The sequence below is a fragment of the Streptomyces sp. 17_S59 genome, assembly GCF_056930295.1.
Genome location: NZ_JBXOWD010000001.1, coordinates 7,041,738 through 7,068,511 on the forward strand (window position 1 = coordinate 7,041,738; position 26,774 = coordinate 7,068,511).

General features: G+C 72.2%; 24 protein-coding genes and 1 pseudogene. 14 read left to right on the forward strand and 11 right to left on the reverse strand.

All coding sequences use genetic code 11. From position 1 onward, the window contains the following. Positions 1–187 precede the first annotated feature (187 nt). Complete coding sequence (locus tag AC1Z4A_RS31670; RefSeq protein WP_483683323.1) at positions 188–1,156, reverse strand: LysR family transcriptional regulator; 969 nt, start codon at positions 1,154–1,156, stop codon at positions 188–190. A 101-nt stretch (positions 1,157–1,257) separates the two neighbouring features. On the opposite strand from AC1Z4A_RS31670, the gene AC1Z4A_RS31675 reads away from it, so the two are divergent. Next, positions 1,258–2,457 (forward strand): M6 family metalloprotease domain-containing protein, encoded by a 1,200-nt coding sequence (locus AC1Z4A_RS31675; RefSeq protein WP_483683324.1) that lies wholly within the window; start codon positions 1,258–1,260, stop codon positions 2,455–2,457. A gap of 34 nt (positions 2,458–2,491) precedes the next feature. On the opposite strand, the gene AC1Z4A_RS31680 is transcribed toward AC1Z4A_RS31675, so the two are convergent. From AC1Z4A_RS31680 to AC1Z4A_RS31700, 5 genes are read right to left on the reverse strand one after another with little or no spacing between them, the layout of a single operon-like run. Then, positions 2,492–3,478: an ABC transporter ATP-binding protein gene (locus AC1Z4A_RS31680; protein WP_483683325.1), complete on the reverse strand. Its 987-nt coding sequence runs from the start codon at positions 3,476–3,478 to the stop codon at positions 2,492–2,494. Then, positions 3,475–4,512, reverse strand: a complete 1,038-nt coding sequence (locus AC1Z4A_RS31685) for an ABC transporter ATP-binding protein (protein ID WP_483683326.1) — start codon at positions 4,510–4,512, stop codon at positions 3,475–3,477. The genes AC1Z4A_RS31680 and AC1Z4A_RS31685 overlap by 4 nt, the downstream gene beginning before the upstream one ends. Next, a complete protein-coding gene (locus AC1Z4A_RS31690) occupies positions 4,512–5,498 on the reverse strand; it encodes an ABC transporter permease (protein WP_483683327.1) in 987 nt (328 codons plus the stop codon). Before AC1Z4A_RS31690 ends, AC1Z4A_RS31685 begins: the two co-directional genes overlap by 1 nt. Next, entirely contained in the window at positions 5,495–6,433 is a 939-nt protein-coding gene (locus AC1Z4A_RS31695) for an ABC transporter permease (RefSeq protein ID WP_483683328.1), read from the reverse strand. Before AC1Z4A_RS31695 ends, AC1Z4A_RS31690 begins: the two co-directional genes overlap by 4 nt. 13 nt (positions 6,434–6,446) lie before the next feature. Then, a complete protein-coding gene (locus AC1Z4A_RS31700) occupies positions 6,447–8,198 on the reverse strand; it encodes an ABC transporter substrate-binding protein (protein ID WP_483683329.1) in 1,752 nt (583 codons plus the stop codon). Positions 8,199–8,328: 130 nt separating this feature from the next. Between AC1Z4A_RS31700 and AC1Z4A_RS31705 the strand changes: the two genes are divergently transcribed. The 8 genes from AC1Z4A_RS31705 (at position 8,329) to AC1Z4A_RS31740 (ending at position 16,906) form a co-directional block, all read left to right on the forward strand. Continuing rightward, positions 8,329–9,699: an aminopeptidase P family protein gene (locus AC1Z4A_RS31705; protein WP_483683330.1), complete on the forward strand. Its 1,371-nt coding sequence runs from the start codon at positions 8,329–8,331 to the stop codon at positions 9,697–9,699. Positions 9,700–9,792: 93 nt separating this feature from the next. Further along, positions 9,793–10,941 (forward strand): NAD(P)/FAD-dependent oxidoreductase, encoded by a 1,149-nt coding sequence (locus AC1Z4A_RS31710; RefSeq protein WP_483683331.1) that lies wholly within the window; start codon positions 9,793–9,795, stop codon positions 10,939–10,941. 56 nt (positions 10,942–10,997) lie between these two features. Next, positions 10,998–11,312 carry a (2Fe-2S)-binding protein gene (locus tag AC1Z4A_RS31715; protein ID WP_483683332.1) on the forward strand — a complete coding sequence of 105 codons (315 nt, stop codon included), beginning with the start codon at positions 10,998–11,000 and terminating at the stop codon, positions 11,310–11,312. Further along, the gene (locus tag AC1Z4A_RS31720; RefSeq protein WP_483683333.1) at positions 11,293–12,738 is read left to right on the forward strand and encodes an FAD-dependent oxidoreductase; all 1,446 of its coding nucleotides are present in this window, start codon (positions 11,293–11,295) and stop codon (positions 12,736–12,738) included. Before AC1Z4A_RS31715 ends, AC1Z4A_RS31720 begins: the two co-directional genes overlap by 20 nt. 28 nt (positions 12,739–12,766) lie before the next feature. Then, positions 12,767–13,675 (forward strand): dihydrodipicolinate synthase family protein, encoded by a 909-nt coding sequence (locus AC1Z4A_RS31725; protein ID WP_483683334.1) that lies wholly within the window; start codon positions 12,767–12,769, stop codon positions 13,673–13,675. A 41-nt stretch (positions 13,676–13,716) separates the two neighbouring features. Beyond that, positions 13,717–14,721 carry a proline racemase family protein gene (locus AC1Z4A_RS31730; protein WP_483683335.1) on the forward strand — a complete coding sequence of 335 codons (1,005 nt, stop codon included), beginning with the start codon at positions 13,717–13,719 and terminating at the stop codon, positions 14,719–14,721. After that, entirely contained in the window at positions 14,718–16,124 is a 1,407-nt protein-coding gene (locus AC1Z4A_RS31735; RefSeq protein WP_483683336.1) for an aldehyde dehydrogenase family protein, read from the forward strand. Before AC1Z4A_RS31730 ends, AC1Z4A_RS31735 begins: the two co-directional genes overlap by 4 nt. 56 nt (positions 16,125–16,180) lie before the next feature. Then, positions 16,181–16,906: a GntR family transcriptional regulator gene (locus AC1Z4A_RS31740; protein ID WP_483683337.1), complete on the forward strand. Its 726-nt coding sequence runs from the start codon at positions 16,181–16,183 to the stop codon at positions 16,904–16,906. A 56-nt stretch (positions 16,907–16,962) separates the two neighbouring features. On the opposite strand, the gene AC1Z4A_RS31745 is transcribed toward AC1Z4A_RS31740, so the two are convergent. Next, positions 16,963–18,363 (reverse strand): FtsW/RodA/SpoVE family cell cycle protein, encoded by a 1,401-nt coding sequence (locus AC1Z4A_RS31745; RefSeq protein ID WP_483683338.1) that lies wholly within the window; start codon positions 18,361–18,363, stop codon positions 16,963–16,965. 213 nt (positions 18,364–18,576) lie between these two features. Between AC1Z4A_RS31745 and AC1Z4A_RS31750 the strand changes: the two genes are divergently transcribed. Next, complete coding sequence (locus tag AC1Z4A_RS31750) at positions 18,577–19,089, forward strand: O-acetyl-ADP-ribose deacetylase (protein ID WP_483683339.1); 513 nt, start codon at positions 18,577–18,579, stop codon at positions 19,087–19,089. 227 nt (positions 19,090–19,316) lie between these two features. Here the strand turns inward: AC1Z4A_RS31750 and AC1Z4A_RS31755 are convergent, their stop codons facing one another. Continuing rightward, entirely contained in the window at positions 19,317–20,573 is a 1,257-nt protein-coding gene (locus AC1Z4A_RS31755) for a protein-glutamine gamma-glutamyltransferase (protein ID WP_483683340.1), read from the reverse strand. Between the two features lie 172 nt (positions 20,574–20,745). Beyond that, on the reverse strand, positions 20,746–21,243 hold the full coding sequence (locus tag AC1Z4A_RS31760) for a hypothetical protein (RefSeq protein ID WP_483683341.1): 498 nt from the start codon (positions 21,241–21,243) through the stop codon (positions 20,746–20,748). 171 nt (positions 21,244–21,414) lie between these two features. Here AC1Z4A_RS31760 and AC1Z4A_RS31765 point away from each other — a divergent pair, with 171 nt between their 5' ends. Further along, the gene (locus AC1Z4A_RS31765; protein WP_483683342.1) at positions 21,415–21,543 is read left to right on the forward strand and encodes a hypothetical protein; all 129 of its coding nucleotides are present in this window, start codon (positions 21,415–21,417) and stop codon (positions 21,541–21,543) included. Positions 21,544–21,833: 290 nt separating this feature from the next. Then, positions 21,834–22,103 (forward strand): annotated as a pseudogene (locus AC1Z4A_RS31770) (macro domain-containing protein); the annotation flags it as partial. 87 nt (positions 22,104–22,190) lie between these two features. Here AC1Z4A_RS31770 and AC1Z4A_RS31775 read toward each other — a convergent pair. Both AC1Z4A_RS31775 and AC1Z4A_RS31780 read right to left on the reverse strand, forming a co-directional pair. Next, positions 22,191–22,844, reverse strand: a complete 654-nt coding sequence (locus AC1Z4A_RS31775; protein WP_483683343.1) for a hypothetical protein — start codon at positions 22,842–22,844, stop codon at positions 22,191–22,193. 40 nt (positions 22,845–22,884) lie between these two features. Then, positions 22,885–23,736 (reverse strand): tunnelling fold family protein, encoded by an 852-nt coding sequence (locus AC1Z4A_RS31780; RefSeq protein ID WP_483683344.1) that lies wholly within the window; start codon positions 23,734–23,736, stop codon positions 22,885–22,887. Between the two features lie 220 nt (positions 23,737–23,956). Between AC1Z4A_RS31780 and AC1Z4A_RS31785 the strand changes: the two genes are divergently transcribed. Together AC1Z4A_RS31785 and AC1Z4A_RS31790 are read left to right on the forward strand one after the other, a co-directional pair. Continuing rightward, a complete protein-coding gene (locus AC1Z4A_RS31785) occupies positions 23,957–25,357 on the forward strand; it encodes an FAD-dependent monooxygenase (protein WP_483683345.1) in 1,401 nt (466 codons plus the stop codon). Beyond that, positions 25,354–26,745, forward strand: coding sequence for an MFS transporter (locus AC1Z4A_RS31790; RefSeq protein ID WP_483683346.1), 1,392 nt, complete (start codon positions 25,354–25,356; stop codon positions 26,743–26,745). Before AC1Z4A_RS31785 ends, AC1Z4A_RS31790 begins: the two co-directional genes overlap by 4 nt. The last annotated feature ends 29 nt before the right edge of the window (positions 26,746–26,774 follow it).

Sequence of the window (26,774 nt, forward strand, 5' to 3'; positions counted from 1 at the left end):
GGAGGTGGAGCGGCGGCGCGCGACGCAGGGCGGCGCGCAGGTCGCACCGGGCATCAACCGACCTGTGAAGGGCGGTACGTGGGGGACTGACGAGACGTCATGTGATGCGTAACGTAGTAATGTGAAATGGCACTGACAAGCCCCTTGGCGACTGCGGATGTGTCGGGAGCCTCACACGCGAAATCCGTTATCGGTCCGTCAACTGCGCAGAACGAGGGTGCTGTTCACGCCACCGCGCATACACGGGACTGTCCGCACAGGCCGACAGATAGCCCTCGCCGACCCTGCGCACGATCTCCCCGCCACAGCCGGCCAGCGGACCGTCCCGACGCCAGCCCAGCACATGCCGGTACCACAGCGGATCGCCGGCCAGCGGGCGCACCACCACGCCCGGCACCTCCAGGAAGGTGGCCTGGCACAGGCTGACGGCGAGCCCCGACCGCACGATCTCGATCAGCTGCCGCCCCTCCGCCTCATAGGGCGCGCGCGGCTGACGACCCGTCAGGGAGAGTGCGGTCGACCAGTACTCACGGGTCCGGTCGCTGTCGGGACGGGGCACCGCCCACTCCTCCTCGACGAGCCGGCCCAGGCACACCTCCTCCCGGGCGGCCAGGGGATGAGCGGCGGGCAGCAGCGCGAAGACGGGCTCGGTGACCAGCGGGCGCAGCTCCACGTCCCCCGGCGGCGACAGCTCCTGGCCCGGGCTGTCGCCGAGGACGGCCGCCTCCAGGCGCTCGGCGGCCAGGTCGCCGAGCAGCGGCGCCGGAGCGTACTGACAGCGTGCCGTCACCTCGGCCCCGGGCAGCAGCGCCCGTATCGCGAGGATCAGATGACCCAGCAGCGGCGCGCCCACCGACCCGACGCGCACCCGGTCCGGAGCCGCCCGGCGGCGCGCGGCCCGGGCCGTGTCGGCCAGCAGGCCGTCGACGCCCGGCAGGACCGCCCGGGCCCGGGCCAGGACCAGCTCCCCGAACGGAGTGGCCACGACACCCCGGCGCCCGCGGTCGAAGAGCACCCCGCCCAGCATGGCCTCGATGCGCCGGAGTTGGGCGCTCAGCGCGGGCTGGGTCGTGCACAGCGACGCCGCGGCACGCGTGAGGCTGCCCGCCTCCTCGATCGCGCACACCACCCGCAGGTGCCGTAACTCAAGATCCATGCCGCGGATGTTATGAACCGCCGTGAGCTTCCCGACAGACCTGTGCCGCCCGCACCCTTATGCCGAACATCACACGTGCGTACGAGGGGAGTTCGCGATCCATGAGAAGAATCCCTGCCACCGGACCGGCGCGGTCCGCACTCCTGCCGGCGGCGGCGTCGGCCGCCCTGCTCCTCCTGTGCACCCCGCCCGCCTCGGCGGGCACGGCGGCACACGACAGGCCCACGGCCTGTGCCCTGCCCGGCACCACGGGCTGGACCGACGAAGGACACGACACCGACTACTCCGTCTTCCAACGCCCCTCCGGGCCCGTCCGGGTCGCCATGGTCTTCGTCGACTTCCCCGACGCGCCCGCCACCGGGTCCCCGGCCGACGTCGCCGCCGGGATCACGCCCGGCGTGGACTGGATGCGGAAGGCCTCCTACGGCAAGGCGTGGCCGGCCATCACCCAGTACCGCCGCTGGGTGCGCATGCCCCGCGCCGCCGCGGACTACGGCTTCGCCCGCGGCCTCAGCCACGAGGTCCACGAGGCATACGTCAGGGACGCCGTGACCGCGGCCGACCCGCACGTGGACTTCTCGCGGTACGACATGGTCTACGTCGTCCCGACCCGGAACGCCTCCGCCATCTCCTTTTCGCCCACCTACATCTACGAGCCCGGTACGCCCGGCGTCGTGGCCGACGGCCACCGGATCAAGTGGGCGGTGACCTTCGGCCAGGACATCTGGCACTGGGGCCCCAGGATCGTGGGCCACGAGACGGCCCACACCTTCGGCCTGCCCGACCTCTACGCCTTCGACACGGGCGGCGACGCCCACCGCTTCGTCGGTGGCTGGGACGTGATGGGCCTCATCGGCGGGGCCGCGCCGCAGTACTTCGCCTGGCAGTCCTGGAAGCTCGGCTGGACCCGGGACGACCAGGTCGTCTGCCGGGCGTCCAGAGGCAGTGACACCGTCCGCCTGACCGCCGTCGAGTACCGCGGCGGCACCAAGATGGCCGTCGTCCGCACCGGCCCCACGACCGCGTACGTCGTCGAGTCGAGGCGGGCGGCCGGGACGGACGCGCGCGCCTGCGCGACCGGTGCGCTGGTGTACAAGGTCGACTCGTCCGTGCAGACCGGCAAGGGACCCCTCCGCGTGATGGACGCCCGGCCCGGCGCCACCCCGCCGAGCGGCTGCCGTCCGCTGGACGACGCCCCCTACCGGGCGGGTCAGTCCTTCACCGACCCCGCCGCGGGCGTGCGCATCGACGTGCTCGCCTCCGGCTCCCGCGGGGACACGGTGCGCGTCACCAGGACGTGAGCGCACGCACAACCGTGTCCCGTGCGGGCCGCGTTCAGACCGTCTCCACCGCCGGGAAGTGGCAGGCCACCTCCCGCGCCTCGCCCGGCACCACCACCCTCGGCAGCGGGGCCTCGCTCCGGCAGATGTCCTGCGCCCTGGGGCAGCGGGGGTGGAACGTGCAGCCGGGCGGGGGAGCCGCCGGGCTCGGAGGATCGCCCAGCAGCACGATCCGCTCGCGGGCCCGTTCCGCGGCCGGGTCGGGCAGGGGGACCGCCGAGAGCAGGGCCTGGGTGTAGGGGTGCGCGGGGGCCGCGTACACCGTCTCCTTGTCGCCTGCTTCCACGATCCGCCCCAGGTACATGACGGCGACCCGGTCGCACACCCGCTTCACCACGGACAGGTCGTGGGCGATGAAGAGGCAGGCGATGCCGAGTTCGCGCCGCAGCTCTTCCATGAGGTTGACGATCTGGGCCTGCACGGAGACGTCGAGGGCCGAGACCGGCTCGTCGGCGACGATCATCCGGGGGCCGGTGGCGAGTGCCCGGGCGATGCCGATGCGCTGGGCCTGGCCCCCGGAGAACTCGTGCGGATAGCGGTCGATGTGCTCGGGGATGAGCCCCACCAGCTCCATCAGCTCCACGGCCCGCCTGCGGGCGTCCGCCGCCGAACTGCCCTGCACCAGCAGCGGGTCGGCGATGATCCGGGCGACCGTCTGGCGTGGGTTGAGAGAGGAGTGCGGGTCCTGGAAGACCATCTGCAGCTCCTTGCGCAGCGGCTTCAGCTCGCGCTGCCGCAGGCGGGTGATGTCCCGGCCGTCGTAGGCGATCGACCCGGAGGTCGGCTCCAGGAGCCGTACGATCATGCGGCCGGTGGTGGACTTGCCGCAGCCGGACTCCCCGACCAGGCCCAGGGTCTCGCCGGCCGACACGTCGAAGGAGACGCCGTCGACGGCCCGTACGGGCGCCGAGCGGCCCCGCCTGCCGGGGAAGGTCATCGTCAGGTCCCGGACGGAGAGCAGGGGACGGGCGGGCGCGGTCATCGGGCACCTCCGTGGGCGTCGGCGCCTGAGCGCAGCGGGAGATGGCAGGCGACCAGCCGCCCGTCGGACAGCGCCGGCTCGGGCCTGGTCTCCTCGCACCGGCGCCGCTCGGCGCCCGTCGCGGCCGCCGCGACGGGGCAGCGCGGCGCGAAGGGGCAGCCCGGGGGCGGGGCGAGCAGCGAGGGCGGGCTGCCCGGGATCGCCCGCAGGGGTGCGTCGTCGGTGTCGTCGAGGCGGGGGAGGGAGTCGAGCAGGCCACGGGTGTACGGATGGGCCGGGGCGGCGAACAGGGCGTCCACCGGAGCCTGTTCGGCCACCCGGCCCCCGTACATCACCAGCACGTCCTGGGCGATGCGGGCGACGACGCCCAGGTCGTGGGTGATCAGGACCACCGCGAGCCCGCGCTCCTGCTGGAGCCGGGCGATCAGCTCCAGGATCTGGGCCTGGACGGTGACGTCCAGCGCGGTCGTCGGCTCGTCGGCGATGAGCAGGTCGGGCTCGCAGGCCAGCGCCATCGCGATCATCGCGCGCTGGCGCATCCCGCCGGAGAACTGGTGCGGATACTCGCGCGCCCGGCGCGCGGGCTCCGGGATGCCGACCTCGCCGAGCATCTCGACGGCCCGTCGGCGGGCCGCGGCGCGGCCGGAGCCGAAGTGGACGCGGTGGTGCTCGGCTATCTGCTCGCCGACGGTGTAGTAGGGGTGGAGGCTGGAGAGCGGGTCCTGGAAGACCATCGCCATGCGCCGCCCGCGCAGCCGGTTCAGCTCGCGCTCGGGCAGGCCGACCAGCTCGCGCCCGTCGAGGACGACGGAGCCGGTGACCTCGGCGGCGGAGTGCAGGCCCAGCACCGCCAGGGACGTGACGGACTTGCCGGAGCCGGACTCGCCGACGATGCCGAGGGTGCGGCCGCGGTGCACCGAGAAGCCGAGGGAGTCCACGGCCCGTACGGGGCCGTTTGCGGTGGGGAAGGTGACGGTCAGGTCCGTGACGGACAGCAGGGGCTGTTTCTCCGTGGTGTCGGCGGCGTCGGCCATCAGTACCTCACTCGCGGGTCGACGACGGCGTAGAGCAGGTCGACGGCCAGGTTGGCGACGACGATGAAGGCGGCGGCCAGCAGCGTGACGCCGAGGACGACCGGCTGGTCGCCGGTGGACAGCGCGCCGTAGAAGAGCCGGCCGATCCCCGGCAGCCCGAAGATGGACTCGGTGATGACCGCGCCCGCGAGCAGCCCGCCCAGGTCCATGCCGAAGAGGGTGAGGATCGGGGTCATGCCCGCCCGCAGCCCGTGCTTGACGACGACGGTGCGGCGCGGGAGGCCCTTGGCGCGGGCGGTGCGGATGTACGGCTCCGCCATCGCCTCGATCATCGAACTTCGGCTCTGGCGGGCGTACATGGCGGCGTACAGGACGGCCAGCGCCAGCCACGGCAGGAGCAGGTTCGACGCCCAGTGGGCGGGGTCCTGGCCGAAGGGGACGTACTGCGGGTACGGCAGCAGGTCCGCCGTCCGGATCAGCCCGTAGATCAGCATCATCGAGGTGAAGTAGACCGGCAGCGAGGCGGCGGCGACGGCCCCGACCATCAGGACGCGGTCGGTGAGGGTGTCCTTGCGCAGGGCCGCGGTGACCCCGGCGGTCAGGCCGAGGAGCAGCCAGAGCACGGCGGCGCCCAGCGCGAGCGAGGCGGAGACGGGCAGGCGGTCCATCAGCAGGTCCCAGACGGCCTCGGAGTTCTCGTAGGAGTAGCCGAGGCAGGGGAACGTGCAGTGCAGGGCGTACTGGCCGGTGCCCAGGGTGCGGCCGGTGAAGATGCCGGTGACGAAGTCCGCGAACTGCCGCCACAGCGGCTGGTCGAGACCCATGTGGGCGCGGATCGCCGCCAGCCGTTCCACGCTGCACGATTTGCCGCAGGCGGCGGCCGCCGGGTCGGAGGGCAGGACGTAGAAGATGGTGAAGGTGACCGCGGCGATGGCGACGAGCACCCCGATGACGCCGAGGAGGCGGCGCCCGATGTAGAGGATCATGCGCGGGCGCTCCTGGGGTCGAGGACGTCGCGCAGCGCGTCGCCGAGCAGGGTGAAGGCGAGCACGGTCAGGAACAGGCAGGTGCTCGGGATGACGAAGTACATGGGGTCGGTGTCGTAGAAGGCGACGCTCTCGGCGATCATCTGCCCCCAGGAGGGCGTGGGCGGGCGGACCCCGACGCCCAGGTAGCTCAGCGCCGCCTCGGTGGCGATCATGCCGGGGATGATCAGGGTGGTGCAGGCGATGACGGGTCCCGAGACGCCGGGCAGGATGGCGCGGGTGAGGATCCGCCAGGGCCCGGCGCCGCTGACGCGGGCCGCGTCGACGTACTCGCGGCGCTTGAGTGAGAGGGTCTGGCCGCGCACGACCCGGGCGACGCCGGGCCAGCCGAACAGCCCGATGACCGCGGTCATCAGCACGATGCGGTTGACGTCCTTTGCCACCGACAGCATGGCGATCATGAAGATGAGGGAGGGGAAGGACATGGTGAGGTCCATCAGGCGGGAGAGCACGGCGTCGGTGCGGCCGCCGAAGTAGCCCGCCGCGATGCCGACCGCCGTCCCGGCGACGACGACGATCGCGGTGGCGGTGAGGGCGATGAGCAGCGAGACCTGGGCGCCGTGGACGACGCGGGCGAAGAGGTCGCGGCCGGTGACGGGCTCGACGCCGAGCCAGTGGTCGGCGGAGATGCCGCCGAGCGGGCCGATGGGCCGGCCGCCCAGGTAGGGGTCGACGGCGGTCTTGTCGAACTCCTCGGGCGAGAAGCCGCACAGCGCGCTCAGCAGCGGGGCGCCCGCCGCCATGAGGAGGAAGAGCGCGACGACGCCGAGGGAGATCTTCACGGAGGTGCGGCGGCGCAGCTCCGCGCGGGCGAGCCGCCAGGGGCCGCTGCCCGCGGGCGGGGCGGCCGGGGCGGGGGTCGTGGTGGTGGTCATGGTGTGCGGGCCCTCAGTCCCGGGCCTTGGACGGGTCCTTGAGGCCGACGGTCGCGTAGTCGAGCTGGCCGCCGAAGGAGGTCTGCCCGTAGGCGCCCGCGATGTTGGTGCCGAGGACCAGCGGCCAGCGGCGGACCAGCACGGGGACGGCCGGGGCCTTGGCGAGGATGTTGCCGTCCAGCTGCTGCCAGGCCCGGTTGGCCTGCTGGGTGTCGGTCATGGCGGCGATCTCGTCCATCCGCTTCATGGTGACCTCGTCGCGGAAGAGCGAGTGGTTGCCGGAGTTGCCCTTCTCCTTGATGTAGCGGCCGTCGAAGACGAAGGGCAGGAAGGTCGAGCCGGACGGGTAGTCGGGGCACCAGCCGGTGTACACCATGTCGGTGCGGTTCTTGGTGTCGCCGATGGTGGCGTAGAACGCGGACGGGTCCACGGTCTCGATGGTGACCTTGATGCCGGCCTTGCCGAGGGACTGCTGTATCGCCTCGGCCCTGCCCTTGTCGCCGGACGAGACCGTGAGCCTGGTGGAGAATCCGTCCGGTTTGCCGGCCTCCTTCAGCAGCTGCCTGGCCTTCTCGACGTCTCCGCTGGCGGGGATCCTCAGGGTGTCGGGCTGCTTGCCGCCGAAGAGCGTCGCCGGCATGTAGGCGGTCGACGGGTCGTTGAAGGCGGGGCCGCCGGAGGCGGTCAGGACCGCGTCCCGGTCGAGGGCGTACTGCACGGCCCGGCGCACCCTGACGTCGTCGAAGGGGGCCCGGCCGGTGTGCATCTGGACCATGTCGGTGCAGTTCTGGGACTCGGCGATCAGCCGCTTGCGGACCTCGGCGCTGGGCAGCACCTTGGCGGCGCTCTCGGGCCGCAGGGCGTACCAGGGGACGGCGGAGGCGTCCGGGCCCTGGCTCGCGATCAGCCGGTCGTCGACCTGGTTGGCCTTGAGCCCCATGACGACGACCAGCTTGTCCGGGTAGGCCTTGCGGACCTCGTCCGTCGCCGGGTCCCACTTGTCGTTGCGGACCAGGACCAGCTTCTTGCCCCGGTCGTATGTGTCGATCTTGTAGGGCCCGGAGGAGAACGGCCGGTTGTCGTACTGCGGGCCCTTGTCCCGGGCCTGCGGCACGGGTGCGAAGGTGGGCATGACCGTGGCGTTGGGGAATTCGGCGAAGGGCTTGCGCAGTTCGAAGACGATGGTGTGGTCGTCGGGGGTCTTCACCGAGTCGAGGTGCTTGCCCTGGGCGGGGCCCTGGTATCCCTCGGCACCGGCGAGATAGCGGGCCGCGTAGTCGGAGCCGCCGGGCAGGTCGGGCGAGAAGGACCGCTCCACGTTGTACTTGACGTCCTGTGCGGTGACGGGTGAGCCGTCCTCGTATCTCACTCCTTGCCTGAGGTGGAACGTCCACGTCCTGGCGCCATTGGAAGGGGTGCCGAGGTCGGTGGCGAGGTCGGGGACCAGCTGGCTTCCCTGGTCGCCGGGCGCGGCCTTGTACGTCACCAGGGTGCGGTAGAGCAGCCGGGTCCCGAAGTCCATCTCGCTCATCACCCAGTTACGGGCGGGGTCGAGGTGGGTGAAGTCCTGGTTGGACAGGACGGTGAGGGTGCCGCCCTTCTGCGGGGTTCCGCCGACGACGGTGCCTGCGTTGGCGGCGGCGGGATTCGCGGCGCCGTCCCTGCCGCCTCCTCTTGCCTGCTTTCCGCCGGAACAGCCGGCCGCTCCGAGGGCGAGGGCGGCCGCCAGGGAGGCGGCGAGAGCCGTGCGGGTGCGCTTGTTCATCAGTGGTCACTCCGTGAACAGTCGAACAGCCGAACGCTGGCTGAAATGTGACCCGTAACATAGTAATGTGAAATTGCACTGACAAGGTGCCAGCTGCTCCGTTACCCACCTGTGTCCGAGGAGGAGTCCCATGAACGAACCGGCATCCACCGTGCCGCGGACGGTAAGTCACGACCTGCCCGTATCGGCGGAGTTCGAGCGCTTCATGGCGGGGGACTGGGCGGCCACCCCGCTGCCCGGCGACCTCCGGCTGCCCGTGGCGGACCTCGCCGCCGCCCGCCGGGCGCGGCTGTCCGCGCGCTTCCCCGGCGAGCGGCTGATCGTCCCCGCGGGGGAGCTGAAGGTCCGCTCCAACGACTGCGACCACCGCTTCCGCCCGCACAGCGCCTACGTCTGGCTCACCGGCCTGACGGGCGAGGAGCAGGTCGGCCATGTGCTCGTCATGGAGCCGGACGGCCCGCACGGCCACGAGGCGGTCCTCCATGTGCGCCCCCGCTCGCCGCGCACGGGCCAGGAGTTCTACCGGGACCGCCGCTACGGCGAGTTCTGGGTAGGCCGCCGCCCCGACCTGGCCGAGGCCGAGCGCACAACCGGCATCCGCTGCACCTCCCTCGGCGCCCCCGACCGGCTGCCGCCGGGCCGCAACGCGGCCACCGACCCCGAACTCGCCTCCGCCCTCAGCGAGTTGCGCCTGGTCAAGGACGCCTGGGAGGTCGAGCAGCTCCAGCTGGCCGTGGACCACACCGCGGCCGGGTTCGAGGACGTCGTACGGGCGCTGCCGCGCGCACTGGCCCACCCGCGCGGCGAGCGGTGGATCGAGGGGGTCTTCGGGCTGCGCGCCCGGGCCGAGGGCAACGGCACCGGGTACGAGACGATCGCCGCCTCCGGCGCACACGCCTGCGTCCTGCACTGGATACGCAACGACGGCCCCCTGGACCCCCGCGAACTGCTCCTGCTGGACGCGGGCGTGGAGACCGACACCCTCTACACCGCCGACATCACCCGCACCCTGCCGCTCTCCGGCCGCTTCTCGCCCGTCCAGCGCCAGGTGTACGAGCTGGTCCTCGCCGCCCAGGAGGCGGGCATCGCCGCCCTCAAGCCCGGTGCGAGCTTCCGCGACTTCCACCGGGCCGGCATGCGGGTCATCGCGGAGGGCCTCGCGGAGTGGGGCGTACTGCCGGGCGCCGAGGGCGACTTCCACCGCCGCTACACCCTGTGCAGCAGCGGGCACATGCTCGGCCTGGACGTCCACGACTGCGCGCAGGCCCGGGCGGACGCCTATCTCGACGGCGTCCTGGAGGAGGGGCAGGTGCTCACCGTGGAGCCCGGGCTCTACCTCCAGCCCGACGACGAGACGCTGCCGCCCGAGCTGCGCGGGATCGGGGTGCGCGTCGAGGACGACCTGGTGATCACCGCCGAGGGGGCGCGGCTGCTGTCGGGGGCGCTGCCGCGCACGCCGGACGGGATCGAGGCGTGGATGGGGGAGTTGATGCAAGGCTGACCCAGGGCTGGCCCAAGGGTGATCCGCGTCCGAACCGAGGCCGAACCGGGAAAGACTCTTGGCAGCAGTAGTGCAATGTGAAATATTACTGCCGTGCTCAAGAGCGACTCCCCGGACGTCATCATCGTCGGAGCGGGGGTGGTCGGCGCCGCCTGCGCCTACTACGCCGCCCGCTGCGGCCTCTCCGTCACCGTGATCGACCGTGGTCCCGTCGCGGGCGGGACCACGGGGGCCGGCGAGGGCAACCTGCTGGTCTCCGACAAGGAACCCGGCCCCGAACTCGAACTCGCCCTGCTCTCCGCCCTCTTGTGGCGGGAGCTGGCCGAACGGCTCCCGGACCGGATCGAGTACGAGCCCAAGGGCGGCCTGGTCGTCGCCTCCGCCGACGCCGGCATGAAGGCGCTGCGGGACTTCGCCGCCGCGCAGGCGACGGCCGGCGTCACCGCCCGGGAGATACCGGCGGACCGGCTGCACGATCTGGAGCCCCACCTGGCCCCCGGGCTCGCCGGAGGCTTCCACTACCCCCAGGACGCCCAGGTCCAGCCCGCCCTCGCCGCCGCCCACCTGCTGCGCGCCTCGGGCGCCCGGGTGCGCACCGGCGAGGAGGTCACCGGGATCCTCACCGGCCCCGACGGCGCGGTGCGCGGCGTCCGCACCCCGGCCGGCACCGTGCACGCCCCCCGCGTGGTGAACGCCGCCGGCACCTGGAGCGGCGAACTCGCCCGCCTCGTCCGCACCCACCTGCCCGTCCTGCCCCGCCGCGGCTTCGTGCTCGTCACCGAACCGCTGCCGCGCCTGGTGCGGCACAAGGTGTACGCGGCGGACTACGTCGCCGACGTGGCGAGCGACTCGGCGGCCCTGCAGACCTCGGCCGTCGTCGAGGGCACCCCCGCGGGCCCGGTCCTCATCGGCGCCAGCCGCGAACGGGTCGGCTTCGACCGCACGCTGTCCGTCGAGGCGCTCCGCCGCCTCGCCGCACAGGCCACCGCCCTGTTCCCGGTGCTGGCCGGGGTACGGGCCATGCGGACGTACGCCGGATTCCGCCCGTACCTGCCCGACCACCTGCCCGCGATCGGAGCCGACCCCCACGTGCCCGGACTGCTGCACGCCTGCGGCCACGAAGGCGCTGGCATCGGACTCGCCCCGGCCACCGGCCTGATCGTCGCCCGCCTCCTGACGGACGGTGAACCACCGCTCGACACCCGTCCGTTCAGCCCCGGCCGCTTCACGCCCGCCCCCTGACACCCGCCCGGACCTCCGCCCCACCCCCCGTGCCCGACCCCGAGAGGAGGCCCGCAGTGGCCCGTACCCCCGCCGACCTGGTCAGGGCGGAACCCGACCCGCCGTTCGCCATCACCTTCGACGGCCGCACGATCACCGCCCTGCCCGGACAGACCGTCGCCGCCGCGCTGTGGGCGGCGGGCATCCTCGCCTGGCGCACCACCCGCAACGGCGGGCGCCCGCGCGGCGCCTTCTGCGGCATCGGACAGTGCTACGACTGCCTCGCCACCGTCAACGGGCAGCCCAACAGAAGAGCCTGCCTGCTCCCCGCCCGCCCCGGAGACACCATCACCACCCAGGAGGGACACGGCCATGCCGGGACCGGCAGCTGAACCGTACGACCTCGCCGTGATCGGCGCCGGCCCCGCCGGGGTCGCGGGCGCCGTCACCGCATCCGGGCTCGGCCTCACGGTGGCCCTCCTCGACGCCGCCGCGCAGACCGGCGGCCAGTTCTTCCGGCACCCCGCCCCGCCGCTGGGCGCCCGGCGACCCCAGGCCCTGCACCACCACTGGCCTGCCTTCGCCCGGCTGCGGACGCGACTCGGGGCGAGCGACGTCACCCACCTCGCCGGCCACCACGTCTGGACCGTGGAACGCCACGACGCCGACCTGTGGACGGTGCACGCCCTCACCGGCCCCGACGGCGAGGGCGAGCACCCGGTGACCGTCCGGGCCCGCGCGGTCCTGCTCGCCACGGGCGCCGGCGAGCGCCAACTGCCCTTCCCCGGCTGGACCCTGCCCGGCGTCGTGGGCGCCGGGGGCGCCCAGGCCATGCTCAAGTCCGGGCTCGTCCTCCCCGGCAAGCGGATCGTCGTCGCGGGCAGCGGACCACTGCTGCTCGCCGTCGCCTCCTCCCTCGCCGCCGCCGGCGCGGACGTCCCCGCCGTGGTCGAGGCGTCCGGCTACCTCGGCTACGCCCGCCACCCGCGCGCCCTCGCCACCAACCCGCACAAACTCCTGGAGGCCGTGGTCCACGGCTCGGCACTGCTGCGCCACCGGGTGCCGCTGCACACCCGCAGCGCCGTCACCCAGGTGCACGGCACCGACCGGGTCGAGGCCGTCACGGTCTCCCGGGTCGACCGCAACTGGCGGCCCGTACCGGGCACCGGCCGCCGCATCGCCTGCGACGCCCTGGCCGTCGGGCACGGCCTGGCCCCCCAGATCGAACTCGCCACCGCACTGGGCTGCGCCAACCGGCGCACCCCGGACGGCACCCACGCCCTCGTCCTGGACGACCACCAGCAGACCACCCTCCCCGGTCTCTGGGCCGCGGGCGAGACCGGCGGCGTCGGGGGCTGGGAACTGGCCCGCGCCGAAGGCGAACTCGCAGCCGTCGCGGTGGCCGCACGGCTGCGCGGCCTGCCCGCGCCCACCGGCCACCGGCGCGCCCGGACGCTCCGCCGGCGCCGCGACCGCATGCGGGCCTTCGCCGACGCCATGGCCGCCGCACACGCCCCCGGCCCCGGCTGGACCGAGTGGCTCGCCGACGACACCGACGTCTGCCGCTGCGAGGAGGTGACCGCCGGCCGCATCCGCGAGGCCGTCACCGACCTCGGCGCCCGCGACGCCCGCACCGTCAAGCTCCTCACCCGGGCCGGCATGGGCTGGTGCCAGGGCCGCATGTGCGGGGCGGCCGTGACCTGCCTCGCGCGGACGGGCACGGGGGAGGAGACGGAACCGCCCGCCGAGCGCCGCCCGCTCGCCGTGCCCGTCCCCCTCGGAGCACTGGCCCGACGACCCCCAATGACACACAACTGACACACGGACAACAGAAAGGCTCACCGGCATGACCGCCACCACCTGGGACACCGCCCGCCCCTGGCGCGGCATCATGGTCGCCACCGCGCTCCCGCTGCGCGACGACCTCTCCGTCGACCACGACGCCTACGCCGAGCACGTGCGCTGGCTCCTCGACAACGGCTGCGACGGCGTCGTCCCCAACGGCTCCCTCGGCGAGTACCAGACCCTCAGCGCCGAGGAGCGCGCCCGCGTGGTGCGCACCGCCGTCGAAGCGGCCGGCGACGGCGCCCGCGTGATGCCCGGCGTCGCCGCCTACGGCAGCGCCGAGGCGCGCCGCTGGGCCGAGCAGGCGGCCGAGGCGGGCTGCGGCTCCGTCCTGCTGCTCCCGCCGAACGCCTACCGCGCCGACGAACGGGCCGTACGCGACCACTACGCCGAGGTCGCGGCCGCCGGGATACCGGTCGTGGCCTACAACAACCCCATCGACACCAAGGCCGACCTGACCCCCGCCCTCCTGTCCCGGCTGCACCGCGACGGCAGCATCGTGGCGGTCAAGGAGTTCAGCGGCGACGTCCGGCGCGCCTACGAGATCGCCGAACTCGCCCCGGACCTCGACCTGCTCGTCGGCGCCGACGACGTCCTGCTGGAACTCGCCGTCGCGGGCGCCGTCGGCTGGATCGCCGGCTACCCGAACGCCTTCCCCGCCACCTGCGCCCGGCTCTACCGGGCCGCCGTCGCCAAGGACCTGGAGACCGCACTGCCCCTGTACACCTCGCTCCACCCGCTGCTGCGCTGGGACTCCAGGACCGAGTTCGTCCAGGCCATCAAGGTCTCCATGGACATCGCCGGCCGGCACGGCGGCCCCACCCGGCCGCCCCGCACCCCGCTCACCGGAGAGGCCCTGGCCGCCGTGCGCTCGGCCACCGAGAAGGCCGTCGCCGACGGCCACCGCTGACCGCCCGACTCCCCGCAGATCCGCACGCCGAAAGGAGCCCCGTGCGCACGCGCCACGTCTTCCACGCCGTCGACTCGCACACCGAGGGCATGCCCACCCGCGTCGTCACCGGCGGCGTCGGGGTGATACCCGGCGCCACCATGGCCGAACGCCGGCTCCACTTCATCGAGCACCTGGACCACCTCCGGACGCTCCTGATGACCGAGCCGCGCGGACACGCCTCGATGAGCGGTGCCATTCTCCAGCCACCCACCCGCTCCGACGCCGACTACGGGGTCCTCTTCATCGAGGTGTCCGGCGTGCTGCCCATGTGCGGACACGGCACCATCGGCGTCGCCACCGTCCTAGTCGAGACCGGCATGGTGCCCGTCACCGAGCCGGTCACCACCGTGCGCCTCGACGCCCCGGCCGGCCTGGTCACCGTCGACGTACGGGTCGAGGACGGCGCGGCGAAGTCCGCCACGATCACCAACGTGCCCGCCTTCGCCGTCGGCCTCGACCGCAAGGCCGACGTGCCCGGATACGGCACGGTGACGTACGACCTCGCCTTCGGGGGCAACTTCTACGCCTTCGTCGGACTGGATGCGCTCGGGCTGCCCTTCGACCGGTCGCGCAAGGACGACCTGCTCGCCGCCGGCCTCGCCGTCATGGAGGCCGTCAACGCCTCCCCGGACCGGCCGGTCCACCCCGAGGACCCCGGCATCAGCGGCCTCAAACACGTCTACCTCGCCGCCCCGGGATCCGACGCCCACCACTCCCGGCACGCGATGGCCATCCACCCGGGATGGTTCGACCGTTCCCCCTGCGGCACCGGAACCTCCGCCCGGATGGCGCAGCTGCACGCCCGCGGGGCGCTGCCCCTCGGCCGGGACTTCGTCAACGAGTCCTTCATCGGCACGCGCTTCACCGGCCGTCTGGTCGGGGAGACCGAGGTCGGCGGGCTGCCGGCGGTCGTCCCCACCATCACCGGCCGCGCCTGGATCACCGGCACCGCCCAGTACTTCCTCGACCCGGACGACCCCTTCCCCGGAGGCTTCCTCCTATGACGTCCCTCGTCTCCACGACGTCCCCCGGCTCCATGACGTCCTTCGTCTCCCGCAACCCGGCCGACCCCTCCGACGCCGTCGCCGAGTTCCCGGCGGCCGGCGCCCCCGCCGTGGCCGCCGCCGTCGAACGGGCGCGCGCTGCTCAGCCGGAATGGCTGCTCGGCGGCGCGGCCGCCCGCTCCTCGGCGCTCACCGCCGTCGCCGCCGCTATCGAGGCCGCAGCCGGCGAACTGGCCGCGCTCGCGGTGCGGGAAGTGGGCAAGCCGATCGCCGAGGCACGGGCCGAGGTGGCCCGCACCGCCGCGATCTGGCGGTACTACGCCCAGGCGCCCTACGAGCCCACGGGAGCCGTCCACGAGACGGCCGCCGGCCCCGGGCTGCTGCTCACCCGCCGCCGACCGCACGGCGTAGCCGGCCTCATCACCCCCTGGAACTTCCCCCTCGCCATCCCGAGCTGGAAGGCCGCCCCGGCCCTGGCGACGGGCAACGCCGTCGTCCTCAAGCCCGCCCCCGAGGCCACCGCGTGCGCCCGGCGCCTGGCCGGCATTGTCCAGGAGGCGCTGCCGGACGGGGTGTTCGCCCTCGTCCCCGGCGGCGCCGACGAGGGCGGCGCGCTCGTCGCCACCGCCGACGCCGTCTCCTTCACCGGCTCCACCGCCGTCGGCAACGCGGTCGTGCGCGCCGCCACTGCCCGGGGCATCCCGGTCCAGGCCGAGATGGGCGGCCTCAACGCGGCGATCGTCCTGCCCGACGCCGACATCGGCCGGGCCGCCGCCCACATCGCCGCCGCGATCGCCGGGTACGCGGGCCAGAAGTGCACCGCCACCAGCAGGGTGATCGCCGTCGGCGCCGCCCGGGGCCCGCTGCGCGAGGCCTTGGCCGAGGCGCTGCGCACGCTTCCCGTGGGCGATCCGGCGGACCCGGCCACCGTGTGCGGACCGCTCGTCTCGGAGCAGGCGCGCGACCGCTTCGAGCAGGCCCGGGACGGCCTGTGCGCGCTCACCGGCGGCACCGCCCCCGACGGCCCCGGCTGGTACGCGGCCCCCACGCTGGCCGAGAAGGTGCCGCAGGGTCACCGGCTGCTGAGCGAGGAGGTCTTCGGCCCGATCGCCGTCCTGCTCCCCGCGGACGACACGGCCGAGGCCGTACGGATCGCCAACTCCGTCCCCCACGGGCTGGTCACCTCGGTCCACACCGCGGACCTCACCGCGGTGCTGCACAGCCTGGACCGCCTGGACACCGGCATGATCCGGGTCAATGCCCCGTCCACCGGGGTCGACTTCCACCTGCCCTTCGGCGGGGCGAAGGCATCCGGCCACGGGCCGCGCGAACAGGGCCGTGCGGCGCTGGAGTTCTACACTTCGAGCCGCACGTACACCCTGGCGCCCGGTGACGCAATGTGACATTGTACGCTGGATGGTCCAGACCGCGTCCGTGTACCAAAGGGAGTCGGGACACCATGGGGCACCTCAAGCAGCGCAATCTCATCACCGCCACCGAGCGGCTGCGCGATCAGGTGGCCCATGCCCTGCGGGCCGCGCTGATCTCCGGTGAACTCCGCCCCGGCCAGGTCTATTCGGCGCCGGGGCTCGCGGAGGACTTCGGTATCTCCGCCACACCCGTGCGGGAGGCCATGCTCGACCTGGCCCGTGAGGGCCTGGTCGAGCCGGTCCGCAACAAGGGCTTCCGGGTGACCGAGGTCAACGAGCGCGACCTGGACCAGTACACCGAGATCCGCACGCTGATCGAGGTCCCCATGGTCGGCCGGATCACGCGCACCGCCTCCCGCGAGGACCTCGAGGTGCTCCGCCCGGTCGCCGAGGAGATCGTGCGCGCCGCGCGCGACCACGACCTCATCGGCTACCTGGAGGCCGACCGGCAGTTCCACCTCTCGCTGCTGGCCCTCTCCGGCAACGAACGCCTCGTCGAGACCGTCAGCGACCTCCGCAAGCGCTCGCGCCTCTACGGCCTGGACGCCCTGGACGAGCGCGGCGAGCTGATCCACTCCGCCGAGGAGCACCTGGAACTCCTCGACCTGATGCTGGCGGGCGACGCCAAGGGCGCCGAGAAGTGCATGACGCGCCACCTCGGGCACGTGCGCTCCCTGTGGGCGAAGGGCGGAGCCGACGAGCAGCCCGCCAAGCGCACTGCGGCGACCGTGCGGAAGCCGCGCGCCGGCCGCTGAGCCGGGAGACGGGGTGGGTGGGGTGGGGCCGGACGTCCGGCCCCACCCCACCCCGCTCAATGCCGGATCATCTGAGTCGCCTGCTCGTCCACCGACTCCTCCGGTACCGGATCCGGCCTGCGCGCGGAATCACTGATCTTGACCAGCAGCGCGATGAGAACCCAGGTGGCCACCTGGGAGGAACCGCCGGAGGCGAGGAACGGAAGCGCCTTGCCCGTCAGCGGAATGAGGCCCATGACGCCTCCGGAGACCACGAACACCTGAAGGGCCAGAGCCCCCGACAGGCCCGTGGCCAGCAGCTTCCCGAACGGGTCCCGGGCATCGAGCGCGGCGCGCAGCCCCCGCCCGATGAGCAGCGCGAACAGCGTGAAGACGGCCATCGTGCCGGTGAGCCCCAGCTCCTCGCCGACCGTGGTCAGGATGAAGTCGCTGCGCCCGGCGAACTTGATCAGATCGGAGTGCCCCTGCCCGAGGCCGGTGCCCAGGACACCGCCGCTGCCGAAGCTGAACAGCGCCTGCGCCGCCTGGTCCGAGACGATCTCGGGCGGCCGGGGCACCTTGTAGTAGTCCATCGGGTGCAGCCAGGCGGCGACACGTCCGTGCACGTGCGGCTCGAAGGAGGCCACCACGACCGCTCCCACGGCGAACATCAGCAGCCCCGTCACCACCCAGCTGGTGCGCTCGGTGGCCACGTAGAGCATGATCACGAAGAGACCGAAGAAGATCAGCGACGTGCCGAGGTCCCGCTCGAAGATCAGGACCAGCAGGCTCAGCACCCACACCGCGGCGATAGGCCCGAACTGGCGCCCGCGCGGCAGATGGAAGCCCAGCACCCGCCGGCTGGCCAGCGCGAGCGCGTCCTTGTGCACAGTCAGGTACCCCGCGAAGAACACCGCGATGGCGATCTTGACGAACTCGCCGGGCTGGAACGACAGCGCACCCAGCTTGATCCACCGCTTGGCGCCGTAGGCGTCCGCACCGAAGAACGCCGGCGCCATCAGCAGCACCAGCGCCGTGAACACCATGACGTAGGTGTACCGCTGCAGCAGCCGGTGGTCCTTCAGAAGAGCCACGATGCCCAGGCAGACGGCCAGGCCGATACCGCTCCACATCAGCTGGTTCTGCTCGAACGGCGCGGAGTGCCAGCGGATCGCGTACGAGATGTCCAGCCGGTGGATCAGCACCAGCCCCAGCCCGCTCAGCCCGATGGCGATCGGCAGGATCAGCGGATCGGCATACGGTGCGAACCTGCGCACCACCAGGTGCGCGACCGCGGCGACCGCGGACAGCCCGAGGGCGTACCCCAGCAGCGATCCGGGCAGCTTGCCGTCGGTGGCCAGGCCCACGGAGGCGTAGCCGAACAGCGTGAGCAGCACCGCGAAGCCCAGCATCATCAGCTCGGCATTGCGGCCCCGCCCCACGTCAGTCCGGGGTGCAGCCCTTCCCCCCACGCCCATGAATCCCTCGTTTTCCCGCGACCTGTCAGCGATGAAGTCTGCGCCTCGTGCGCCTCGTGCGCGGCAGTGCAGCCGCACACACCTGAAGGAGGTACGGAACCGGGAAAAGGTTGCGTGACTTCTGCTTCCCGAACGGGCAGACCTTGGTGATCTTTCGAGGAAAACCGCAGGCAGCGTGCCCCATACCGGCCGAATGTCACCGAACATGGAGGCATGACCACCCTCACCTGTGTCCGTGGCGACATCACCGAACAGCACGTGGACGCCATCGTCAACGCGGCGAACTCCTCCCTCCTCGGGGGTGGCGGCGTCGACGGCGCCATCCACCGCGCGGGCGGCCCCGAGATCCTCTCCGCCTGCCGCGCCCTCCGCGCCTCGCACTACGGCAAGGGCCTCTCCACCGGCCAGGCCGTGGCCACGACCGCGGGGAGACTGCCGGCCGGATGGGTCATCCACACGGTGGGGCCGGTGTGGTCGGCGTCGGAGGACCGGTCGGAGCTGCTGGCGTCCTGCTACCGGGAGTCCCTGCGGGTCGCGGACGAGCTGGGGGCGCGGACGGTGGCGTTCCCGGCCATCTCCACGGGTGTCTACCGGTGGCCCATGGAGGACGCGGCCCGCATCGCGGGCGAGGCGGTGCGGCAGACGCCGACGGAGGTGGAGGAGGTCCGCTTCGTCCTCTTCGACGAGCGTGCGTACGAGGCGTTCGCCGCACAGGTGAGGGACTGACCGCCTGCCTCTCCGCCGAGAGCATCTGCCCGGCCCGACCCCCTTCAGAATCGCTGGGATGCCGCCACGCCATCAGGCTGCGGCACCCCAGCGGCTTTGCGTTTCGGTGACGGGTGAAAATCATCTGGGGGAGGAGCTGGTGCCAACTCCGAGGGCCAGTGGTCGTTCGTATCCGGGGAGGTCTGCTGGGGTGTCGGTTGGGGGCCGGGCCCTTCTGCCCGATTCTGTCACGGCCAGCCTTGCTTCACCTTGGCAGGGGCGGTGTTCCAGCTCTTGGGTATGAACGTGACCATGTAGGTTCCGCGGTCGAAGTCCGCGTACCCGGCAGACCAGTTCGGGAACTTGCTCTCGTATACGTGCATGGGGCCCAGGCCGCTATTGGGCGCGTGATAGTGGTCGCCGTGGGTCCATATGGTTTTATCGGCATCCGCTTCTGTTTGGGCCCCGAACCAGCCGTAGTCGAAATTGACCCAACTTTCGCCGGGGTTGGCGGGACTGCGCGGGATGCTTCTGTCCTTCGACATGTCGACCAGGCCGGTACCCTGGTCGGGACGGAAGGCCTCCGGGTCGCCGTACTTCCTCTTGTCAGAGGGTCCCCGCTGATCCTGCCCGCTCCAGAAGTGCTTCGAGTAGATCACCGCCTTCATCTTGGACGGGTCGTAGTTGCCTCCGTCTCTTTCCTTGAAGGACGGCGTGTTCCTCAGTGCAGAGTAGAAGTTCGAGCGGCTGTCCTCGTGGAGCAGGGCGTCGTTGTTGTTCGTGAGCGCTGTCTTGAGGCTGTCGATGTAGGTCCCCTCGTCGTGGGCGTTCTCCAGGGCCTTGTTCATGATGGCCGCCACATCACGCGCCCGCTTGAAGCCCTTCCCCTCGTCGAAACTGTCCTTGGCGATGCGACCCTCGAACTCCGCCCGCGTTTCATCGGGTCTGGGGCTGGTGTTTTTGAGGTCGTTCTTGTACTTGTTCTCGTCGAAGAACGCGAACGCCAATTTGTTCGCCGGGTAGGGACCCGAATTGGCCCAGGTGACGCCGACGCAACCGTAGGACAGTTTTTCTCGCTGCTCTTCGGTCATCTGCTGTTTCACGCCGTCGCGCTGACTGTAGACCTGCTGCCACTTGCGTATGTAGTTGTTGACGACCGTAGTCGCCCTGCCTCCGTAGGCGTGGTACGCCTCCGGCATCCTGTCGAGCGGCTCGGCGGGAGGAGTCTCTCTGTCATCGACAGAGCCGGGGCCCCGGAAGGACGAGCCGGCACTCGGAGATAATTCCGTGAGAGGCTTGCCAGGCTGGCCCAGAACCAGGGCTCTTTCGTTCAGTGCGTTGATGTTCTTGACGTCATCCGGCGTCAGGCCGTGCGTTTCGGCGTAGCCCCCCTTCTTCTCCCCATTGCCGCTGCTGGCGGCCTGGCTGACCGACGGCATGAATCCAGCGGTGCATATGACCGCACCCACGGCGGTGAAGGTGAGAAATCTCCGACGTTTTTCCATGAGAATTGACAACTCCCTTGTGTGAGATCTCGTGAAACGAGGGCATGCGAGAGCACGACGAAAACGAGGGGGGCGGCGATGTGCCGCTCAGGGCCTTGACCGCGCCGTGACGGCGGTGGCGGCGCGGTCGTCTCCGGTCATGACCGTGCTGGCCGCCGGGGCTTGTGGCTCGCTACATCAGGGTCGTCGCCGAGGCGACGATGCGGGCCCGGTCCGGGTGGCCGGGGTCGCCGTAGCGGACCTCGACGCGCGGGTGGGAGCGCATGAACCCGGTGTCGGCCAGGCGTACCTGGCTGGGGCGGTCGACCGTGCGTTCGGCGATGTCCGTGCCGAGGAAGAAGCTGAACTCGCCCGTGGCCGGGGCGTAGACGAAGAACTTGCCGCCCTCGAACTTCTGCTGCGCGGCGTCGGTCAGGACCAGGGACCAGAAACCCGCACAGTGGCCCGCGGGACACATGAACTGGAAGTCGGCCCGCAGGCCGTCCAGTTCCATCCAACGGAAGGGGTTGTCGTCGTCCGGGCTGATCGCGGCAGCGGCGGCAGCGGTGACGGCGGTCGCCGGGGCGGTCGTGTTCGGGGTGGCCGCCTGGGCTCCTTGGGCGAGGGGCAGGGCGAGGGTCGCGGTCGCGGCGACGCCGGCGAGGGCGCGGAGAGCGGTTCGGCGTATCACTTCTCGGCTCCTGGATGAGTGATCAGGTCGATACGAGCAGTGATCATGTCCCCGTGTTAACTTCCCGGCAACATCACGGCTTTAAAACCGGCCAAGCTGTCACATAGGACGTATCCAGCCACGCATCCGGTCCGGCCCAGCGTGGGGGATGCGATCCTTCCACTCGCCGCGGTGGAGCTATCGGCACAGGCCGCGATGACCACGGCGGAGACGCTCGGGCTCGACACGCCCGTAGGACAGCGACTGGCCCTGGACATGCAGGAGTCAGCTGACCACTGGCGCGCCCTCCTGACGCAATGAGTCTCGGCATCGCGGGCCGGTCAACCCGGCAGGGCAGCACGTCGGTGGTAGTCAGGCCATACCGCAAGTGTCTCCGGCGCAGCCCGGGCACAGCCAGGAGATGCCTAACGGGCGAGGTGGGACGTCTGGTGGCCCTCCATACCCGGTGCGCGGCGCGGGACCGGCATCACTGCCTGAAGACCTTGCCGCCGTCGTTGGCCGGGCCGATGTGATCGCGATCTGAGCCTACTGCGGGCAGGGGCACCGTCCGCGCGCACGGACCGAGTCCGCTGATCGGTGGGTGAACGCCCAACGCCGTGGGCCCGGTGTGGTCGGTATCGGAGGACCGGTCCGGGCCGCCGGCATCCTGCTACCGGGAGTCCCTGCGGGTTGCGGACGAGCTGGGCGCAAAGACAGTGGCGTTCCCGGCGATCTGGACCGGGAGCTACGGCTGGCCGATGGACGACGGTGCCCGCATCGTGGTGGAGGCGGTGCGGCAGACGGAGACGGCGGTGGAAGAGGTCCGCTTCGTGCTCTTCGACGAGCGGGCGTACGAGGCCTTCGCTGCGCAGGCGAGCTGACTTGGCTCCTTTTCGAGAAGCAAGTAAACAACCCTGCCGCGACCAGCGGCCGCGGCAGGGCCGTACGCGCATGGGCGTGCTCGGCGGTCAGAGCCGAGTGATGGTCACGGTGGTCGGGCCGGAAGCCGAGGTGAGGCCCTGAGGGGTGGTGCAGGCGGTCTGCTGGGAGGCGAGCAGGGTCACCTCGGTGACCACGGTCGCGCCCTCGAACGCGCCGTCGGTGATCTTCCCCGTGCTGACGGTGACGATATTGCCGTTGGGGCGTACCGCTGCGACGCTGCGGATGGCGGCGGTGGACGTGCGGTCGTGCGTCCCGTCCTTCCCGCCGTTCCCGCCCTCCCCGTGGAGAACGGACTTCTTGGTGTCCGTGTCCTCCTCCTCCTCTTTCTTCTTCCCCCAGTGGAACGTGAGCGTCCCGTCGGCCGGGCCGAGCAGGCAGGAGAGCGTGCCGGAGGAGTTGCCGCCGAAGGTGGCCGACGTGAAGGCGGGGTCCGTGGAGACGGGGCATCCCACGACGGCCTGCGAGGTGATGGAGACCGCTCTGGGAAGGAGGGTCAGCCCCGGCGAGTAGGTGGCGGCGACGGTGCCCGCACACTCCAGGAGCACCGCGCCCCTGTCGTGGCCGGTGTCGTGGTCGTGATCGTGGGCCTGTGCCGGGGGCGCCGCCGGGACGAGGGCGGCGGCGCCGAGCGCGGCCGCCACGGCCGCCGTGCGGGTCCTGCGCAGTCGAGTGGGGTTCACGAAGTCCCTTCCCGTGCTGGTGGTGTGCTGCTGCCGTTTGTCAGGTGCGGTGCACGTCGACCGAGACGGTGCTCTGCTGGTCGTCCGACGCCGTGTACACGCGGCCGTCGTTGTCGATGCCGAAGGCGGCAAGGTCGACCGGTGTGCGGGTGAGATGGGCGCCTTCGACGCGGACGTGCGCGATCTCGGGGCAGGCGTCCAGGACCGCGGCGCCCAATCGGTAGAAGGTGTGCTGGCTGGAGCGGCTGGTGTGCCCGGCGAACGCTTCGGTGACGGCCCTGCCGGCTCGGAGCCGGCAGTCGTGGAAGTCCGCGTCCCTGCCGGTGTGGTGCCAGGTCACGTCCAGACGGGCCCCGAAGACGCGGTCGGTGGCGACCCGGGTCGTGGTGTAGGCGTCGCGGGCGAAGCCGGTGAAGGTGGCGCCGCCGGTCACGAAGAGTTCGACGTCCCGCAGACCGCCGCGAACGGAGGGTTCGCCGTCGTGCGGGAGGGTGACGTGGGCGTGGTCGCGGGGCCGGGCGCCGGGCCCGAAGTGGCGTACGCCGGACTGTGGTGCGCCGGTTGCCAGGGGGGCGAGGTCCGTACAGGAGACGAGGACGTCGGCAGTCCTGGGAGGGGGGTCGGCGTTGCGAAAATGCCCGGCCAGGGCCAGGGCGAAGGTCTCCGGATCGGCGCCGGTGTGCCGTGCGCCGAGGGCCAGTACGGCATTGGCGATCGAACTGACCGGGATCAGGCGGGTATTGTCGCCGTCGCGGTAGACCTCGGGGTGGTCCATTCCCAGCCGGACGTCGACGCGGAATGAGCGGACTCGGTGCCGGGAAAGGGATCGATCCACGAGCAGGAATTCGATTCCTGATTCTCCGTAGACGTGATCGCCGATGGTATGGCCCATCGCTCTCCGTTCCGCCGTGCGGTGCGGGTGCCCGTTTGCCCGGACACCTTCCCAGCTGCCGGAGAGCCCGGTCAACGGGCCTTATGTAAGTACGAAAATCGTATGGACGGCATGGGGTGGGACTCGCTCAGGGAATCACGAAGAGGCCGTCTGGACACGGCGATTGACCGGTGCCAGCCTGTGGGACGTCGGCGGTGGGTACCGTGAAGGAATCAGCCGTATGGTGGGTGCCTCGCTTCTTCCCGATGCAGTCCAGGTGGCAGTGGTCGGCGGCGGCCCCGTGGGCCTGCGACTGGCAGCGGAACTGTCCTTGCAAGGAACCGAATGCCTCGTCCTGGAACGGGATACGTGCATACCCCGCGTCACTCGGGCGCTGGTGCTGCATTCCCGCACGCTCGAATTCCTCGACATGCGCGGAATGGTCGAATCCTTCCTCGCCCACGGCCATCGGTACCATCACTATCCCTTGGGTTCCGCAAGGGCGACGGTCCCCTTCGCCGGGCTCGACAGCCCCTTTCCCTGCGCACTCGCCCTCGCCCAGCACCGGACGACACGACTCCTGGAGCGATGCGCCCTCAAGAACGGCGCACTCGTCGTCCGCGGGGCGGAGGTCACCGGCGTACACCCGGACGACACAGGCGTCGAGCTGACTGTTCGGCACTCGGGACGGACGCGCCGGATACGCGCCGCCTATATCGCCGGATGCGACGGGGCGCACAGCACCGTCCGCAGGCTCGCGGGGATACCCGCGCACCGCACCGTCCACCCCTACGACGTCGTATCGGTCGACGCACGGCTCGATGTGCACGGCCCGCAGCAGCCCTGGAGCCGTTCGGGACGCGACGGCATGGCGCTGTTCCTGCCGTTCGGGGACGGGCGCTGGCGCGTGGTCCTCTACCCCTACCGGCCGCCCGACGGCCCTGCTGACACCGCCCTGGCCCGGACACTGCTGCGCCGCATCACAGGGCAGGACCTGGCACTGCGCGAAGCGGAGTGGATCAGCCGGTACCGGTGCGAGCACCGCCACGCCGCCCGGTACCGCCACCACCGCGTGCTGCTCGCCGGCGACGCCGCCCACGTCCACCCGCCCACCGGGGGCCAGGGCCTCAACACGGGAATCGCCGACGCCATGACCCTGGGGTGGCGCCTGGCCGCGGCGGTCGCCGACCCCCGGTACGACGCGCTCCTCGACGCCTATGCCCGGGAACGCCGACAGGCCGCCGCCCGCGTCATGCGGCTCACCGGCGCCCTGTTGCACGTCAATGCGACCCCCGCGCTCTGGGGCCACGCCCTGCGTGCCGCCGCTCTGGGGGTCGCGCGGCTGCCCCCCGTACGCCGCCGGCTCGCCACCGTCCTGGCCGGGCTGCCGGGCAGGGCCGGGGGCCCCGGCGGACGGGTACGGAGCGGGGCGCCGGCCCCCGACGTACCGCTCACCGACACTGCCACGAGCCCTCACCGGCGGCTGTTCGAGGCCCTCCGCACCGGCGCCCACGTGCACCTCCTACCGGCCTGCGGCACCCCGGATCCCCGGGCGGCAGCCATGACGCTGCCCCTGCTGACGGTGCGCACCGACGCCTACCGGCAGGCACACATCGTCCGTCCCGACGGGTACTTCCTGTGACGTCCGGACCCCTGCGGACGTGTCACCTCGCCCTGCTGTGCAGCGCCCTGGCCATCGCGGCCCCCACCGCAGCCGTACCCGCCGTCGCGGACGCCCTGGGCACGGGCCCGGCCCTCACCCAGTGGTACGCCTCCGGCTATCAACTCACCAGCGGGCCCCTGCAACTCGGCGCAGGACACCTCGCCGACCGGTACGGGGCGCGCCGCGCCCTGCTGGCCGCGCTGGCCGTGTTCGCCGCCGCGAGCCTGCTGGCGGCCACCGCGGGCCACGGCCCCGGCCTCCTCGCCGCCCGTCTGGCCCAGGGAGCCGGCGGCTCCGTCCTCTCGCCCGTCAGCCTCTCGCTGCTGATCGGGCTGAGCCCGGGCGAGGACGCGGAACGGCGTGCCGTCGGCGGGTGGGTGGCCACCGCGGCCACGGCCTCCGGCCTGGGGCCGCTGCTCGGCGGACTGCTCACGAGCGCGCTGGGGTGGCGCGCGGTGTTCGGCGCCCTCGCCCTCCTGGCCGCGGTCACGGCGGCCTGCGCCCTGGCCCTGCTCCCCGGCCGGACGCCGCACCGCCCCCGCCCCGCAGGCGAAGGGCGGCTCGACGGCGCGGGCATCACCCTGTGCACCGCGACGGCATCGGCGGCACTCATCACCCTGACCGCCCCGGCGGCCGGTGCCCCACCGATCGCGGTAATCACGGCAGTTGCGGCGACGGGAAGCCTGCTCGCCGCCCTCCTGCACCGGGCCCGGCGCCACCAGGACTTCGTCCTCGACAGCGGGCTCCTTCGCCGCCCGGCGGCGCGCCTCGCCCTGCTGGTGCTGCTGGTGCTCTTCTGCGCGAACTCGCTGTTCACGTTCCTGACGTACTTCGAACTCACCCGGGCGCACGGCCTCAGCCCTTTCCGGGCGGCGCTGGTCACCCTGCCGGCCGTGACGCCCGCGGCGCTCACGGGCCGCTGGGCGGCCCGGCGCACCGAAGCCCCCGGCGGCGGTGCCCGCCTGATGCGCACCGGCCTCCTCTGCATCGCCGCCGGCCTCCTCACGGGCGGCCTCGGCGGCGGCAGGCCCACACCCCTGTGGCTGATCGCCGGCTCCTGCGCCCTGATCGGCTGCGGCCTGGGCCTGGCCAACGGTGCCGCGATGGCGACCGTGGCCGAGGGCACATCGGGCACCACGGGCACCACGACCGCCACCGCGACGGCCACCACGTTCGCCATGCTCGGCGGCGCCTGCGGCCCCGCCCTCGCCGGAGCGGCGACCACCGCAGCCGCCCACCTGCCCGCCACCGCCCCGGGCACACCCCCGCACCTGGCACTCTGCTCGGCGGCCCCGGCCCTCGCCCTGACCGCCGTCGCCCTCACCCGCCGTGGCGGGGGTCGGCGCTTCCTCGGCCGGCTGACCTGAAATGGCTTGTTGACGCTGTGTGATCATGT

What these genes read in the sequence shown, in the direction of transcription:
- AC1Z4A_RS31740 (WP_483683337.1), top strand. Translation starts at nt 16,181, where the DNA reads ATGGGGCACCTCAAGCAGCGCAATCTCATCACCGCCACCGAGCGGCTG.
- AC1Z4A_RS31780 (WP_483683344.1), bottom strand. Translation starts at nt 23,736, where the DNA reads ATGGGCCATACCATCGGCGATCACGTCTACGGAGAATCAGGAATCGAA.
- AC1Z4A_RS31690 (WP_483683327.1), bottom strand. Translation starts at nt 5,498, where the DNA reads ATGATCCTCTACATCGGGCGCCGCCTCCTCGGCGTCATCGGGGTGCTC.
- AC1Z4A_RS31680 (WP_483683325.1), bottom strand. Translation starts at nt 3,478, where the DNA reads ATGACCGCGCCCGCCCGTCCCCTGCTCTCCGTCCGGGACCTGACGATG.
- AC1Z4A_RS31705 (WP_483683330.1), top strand. Translation starts at nt 8,329, where the DNA reads ATGAACGAACCGGCATCCACCGTGCCGCGGACGGTAAGTCACGACCTG.
- AC1Z4A_RS31735 (WP_483683336.1), top strand. Translation starts at nt 14,718, where the DNA reads ATGACGTCCCTCGTCTCCACGACGTCCCCCGGCTCCATGACGTCCTTC.
- AC1Z4A_RS31670 (WP_483683323.1), bottom strand. Translation starts at nt 1,156, where the DNA reads ATGGATCTTGAGTTACGGCACCTGCGGGTGGTGTGCGCGATCGAGGAG.
- AC1Z4A_RS31750 (WP_483683339.1), top strand. Translation starts at nt 18,577, where the DNA reads ATGACCACCCTCACCTGTGTCCGTGGCGACATCACCGAACAGCACGTG.
- AC1Z4A_RS31725 (WP_483683334.1), top strand. Translation starts at nt 12,767, where the DNA reads ATGACCGCCACCACCTGGGACACCGCCCGCCCCTGGCGCGGCATCATG.
- AC1Z4A_RS31755 (WP_483683340.1), bottom strand. Translation starts at nt 20,573, where the DNA reads ATGGAAAAACGTCGGAGATTTCTCACCTTCACCGCCGTGGGTGCGGTC.
- AC1Z4A_RS31745 (WP_483683338.1), bottom strand. Translation starts at nt 18,363, where the DNA reads ATGGGCGTGGGGGGAAGGGCTGCACCCCGGACTGACGTGGGGCGGGGC.
- AC1Z4A_RS31695 (WP_483683328.1), bottom strand. Translation starts at nt 6,433, where the DNA reads ATGACCACCACCACGACCCCCGCCCCGGCCGCCCCGCCCGCGGGCAGC.
- AC1Z4A_RS31700 (WP_483683329.1), bottom strand. Translation starts at nt 8,198, where the DNA reads ATGAACAAGCGCACCCGCACGGCTCTCGCCGCCTCCCTGGCGGCCGCC.
- AC1Z4A_RS31785 (WP_483683345.1), top strand. Translation starts at nt 23,957, where the DNA reads ATGGTGGGTGCCTCGCTTCTTCCCGATGCAGTCCAGGTGGCAGTGGTC.
- AC1Z4A_RS31675 (WP_483683324.1), top strand. Translation starts at nt 1,258, where the DNA reads ATGAGAAGAATCCCTGCCACCGGACCGGCGCGGTCCGCACTCCTGCCG.
- AC1Z4A_RS31720 (WP_483683333.1), top strand. Translation starts at nt 11,293, where the DNA reads ATGCCGGGACCGGCAGCTGAACCGTACGACCTCGCCGTGATCGGCGCC.
- AC1Z4A_RS31685 (WP_483683326.1), bottom strand. Translation starts at nt 4,512, where the DNA reads ATGGCCGACGCCGCCGACACCACGGAGAAACAGCCCCTGCTGTCCGTC.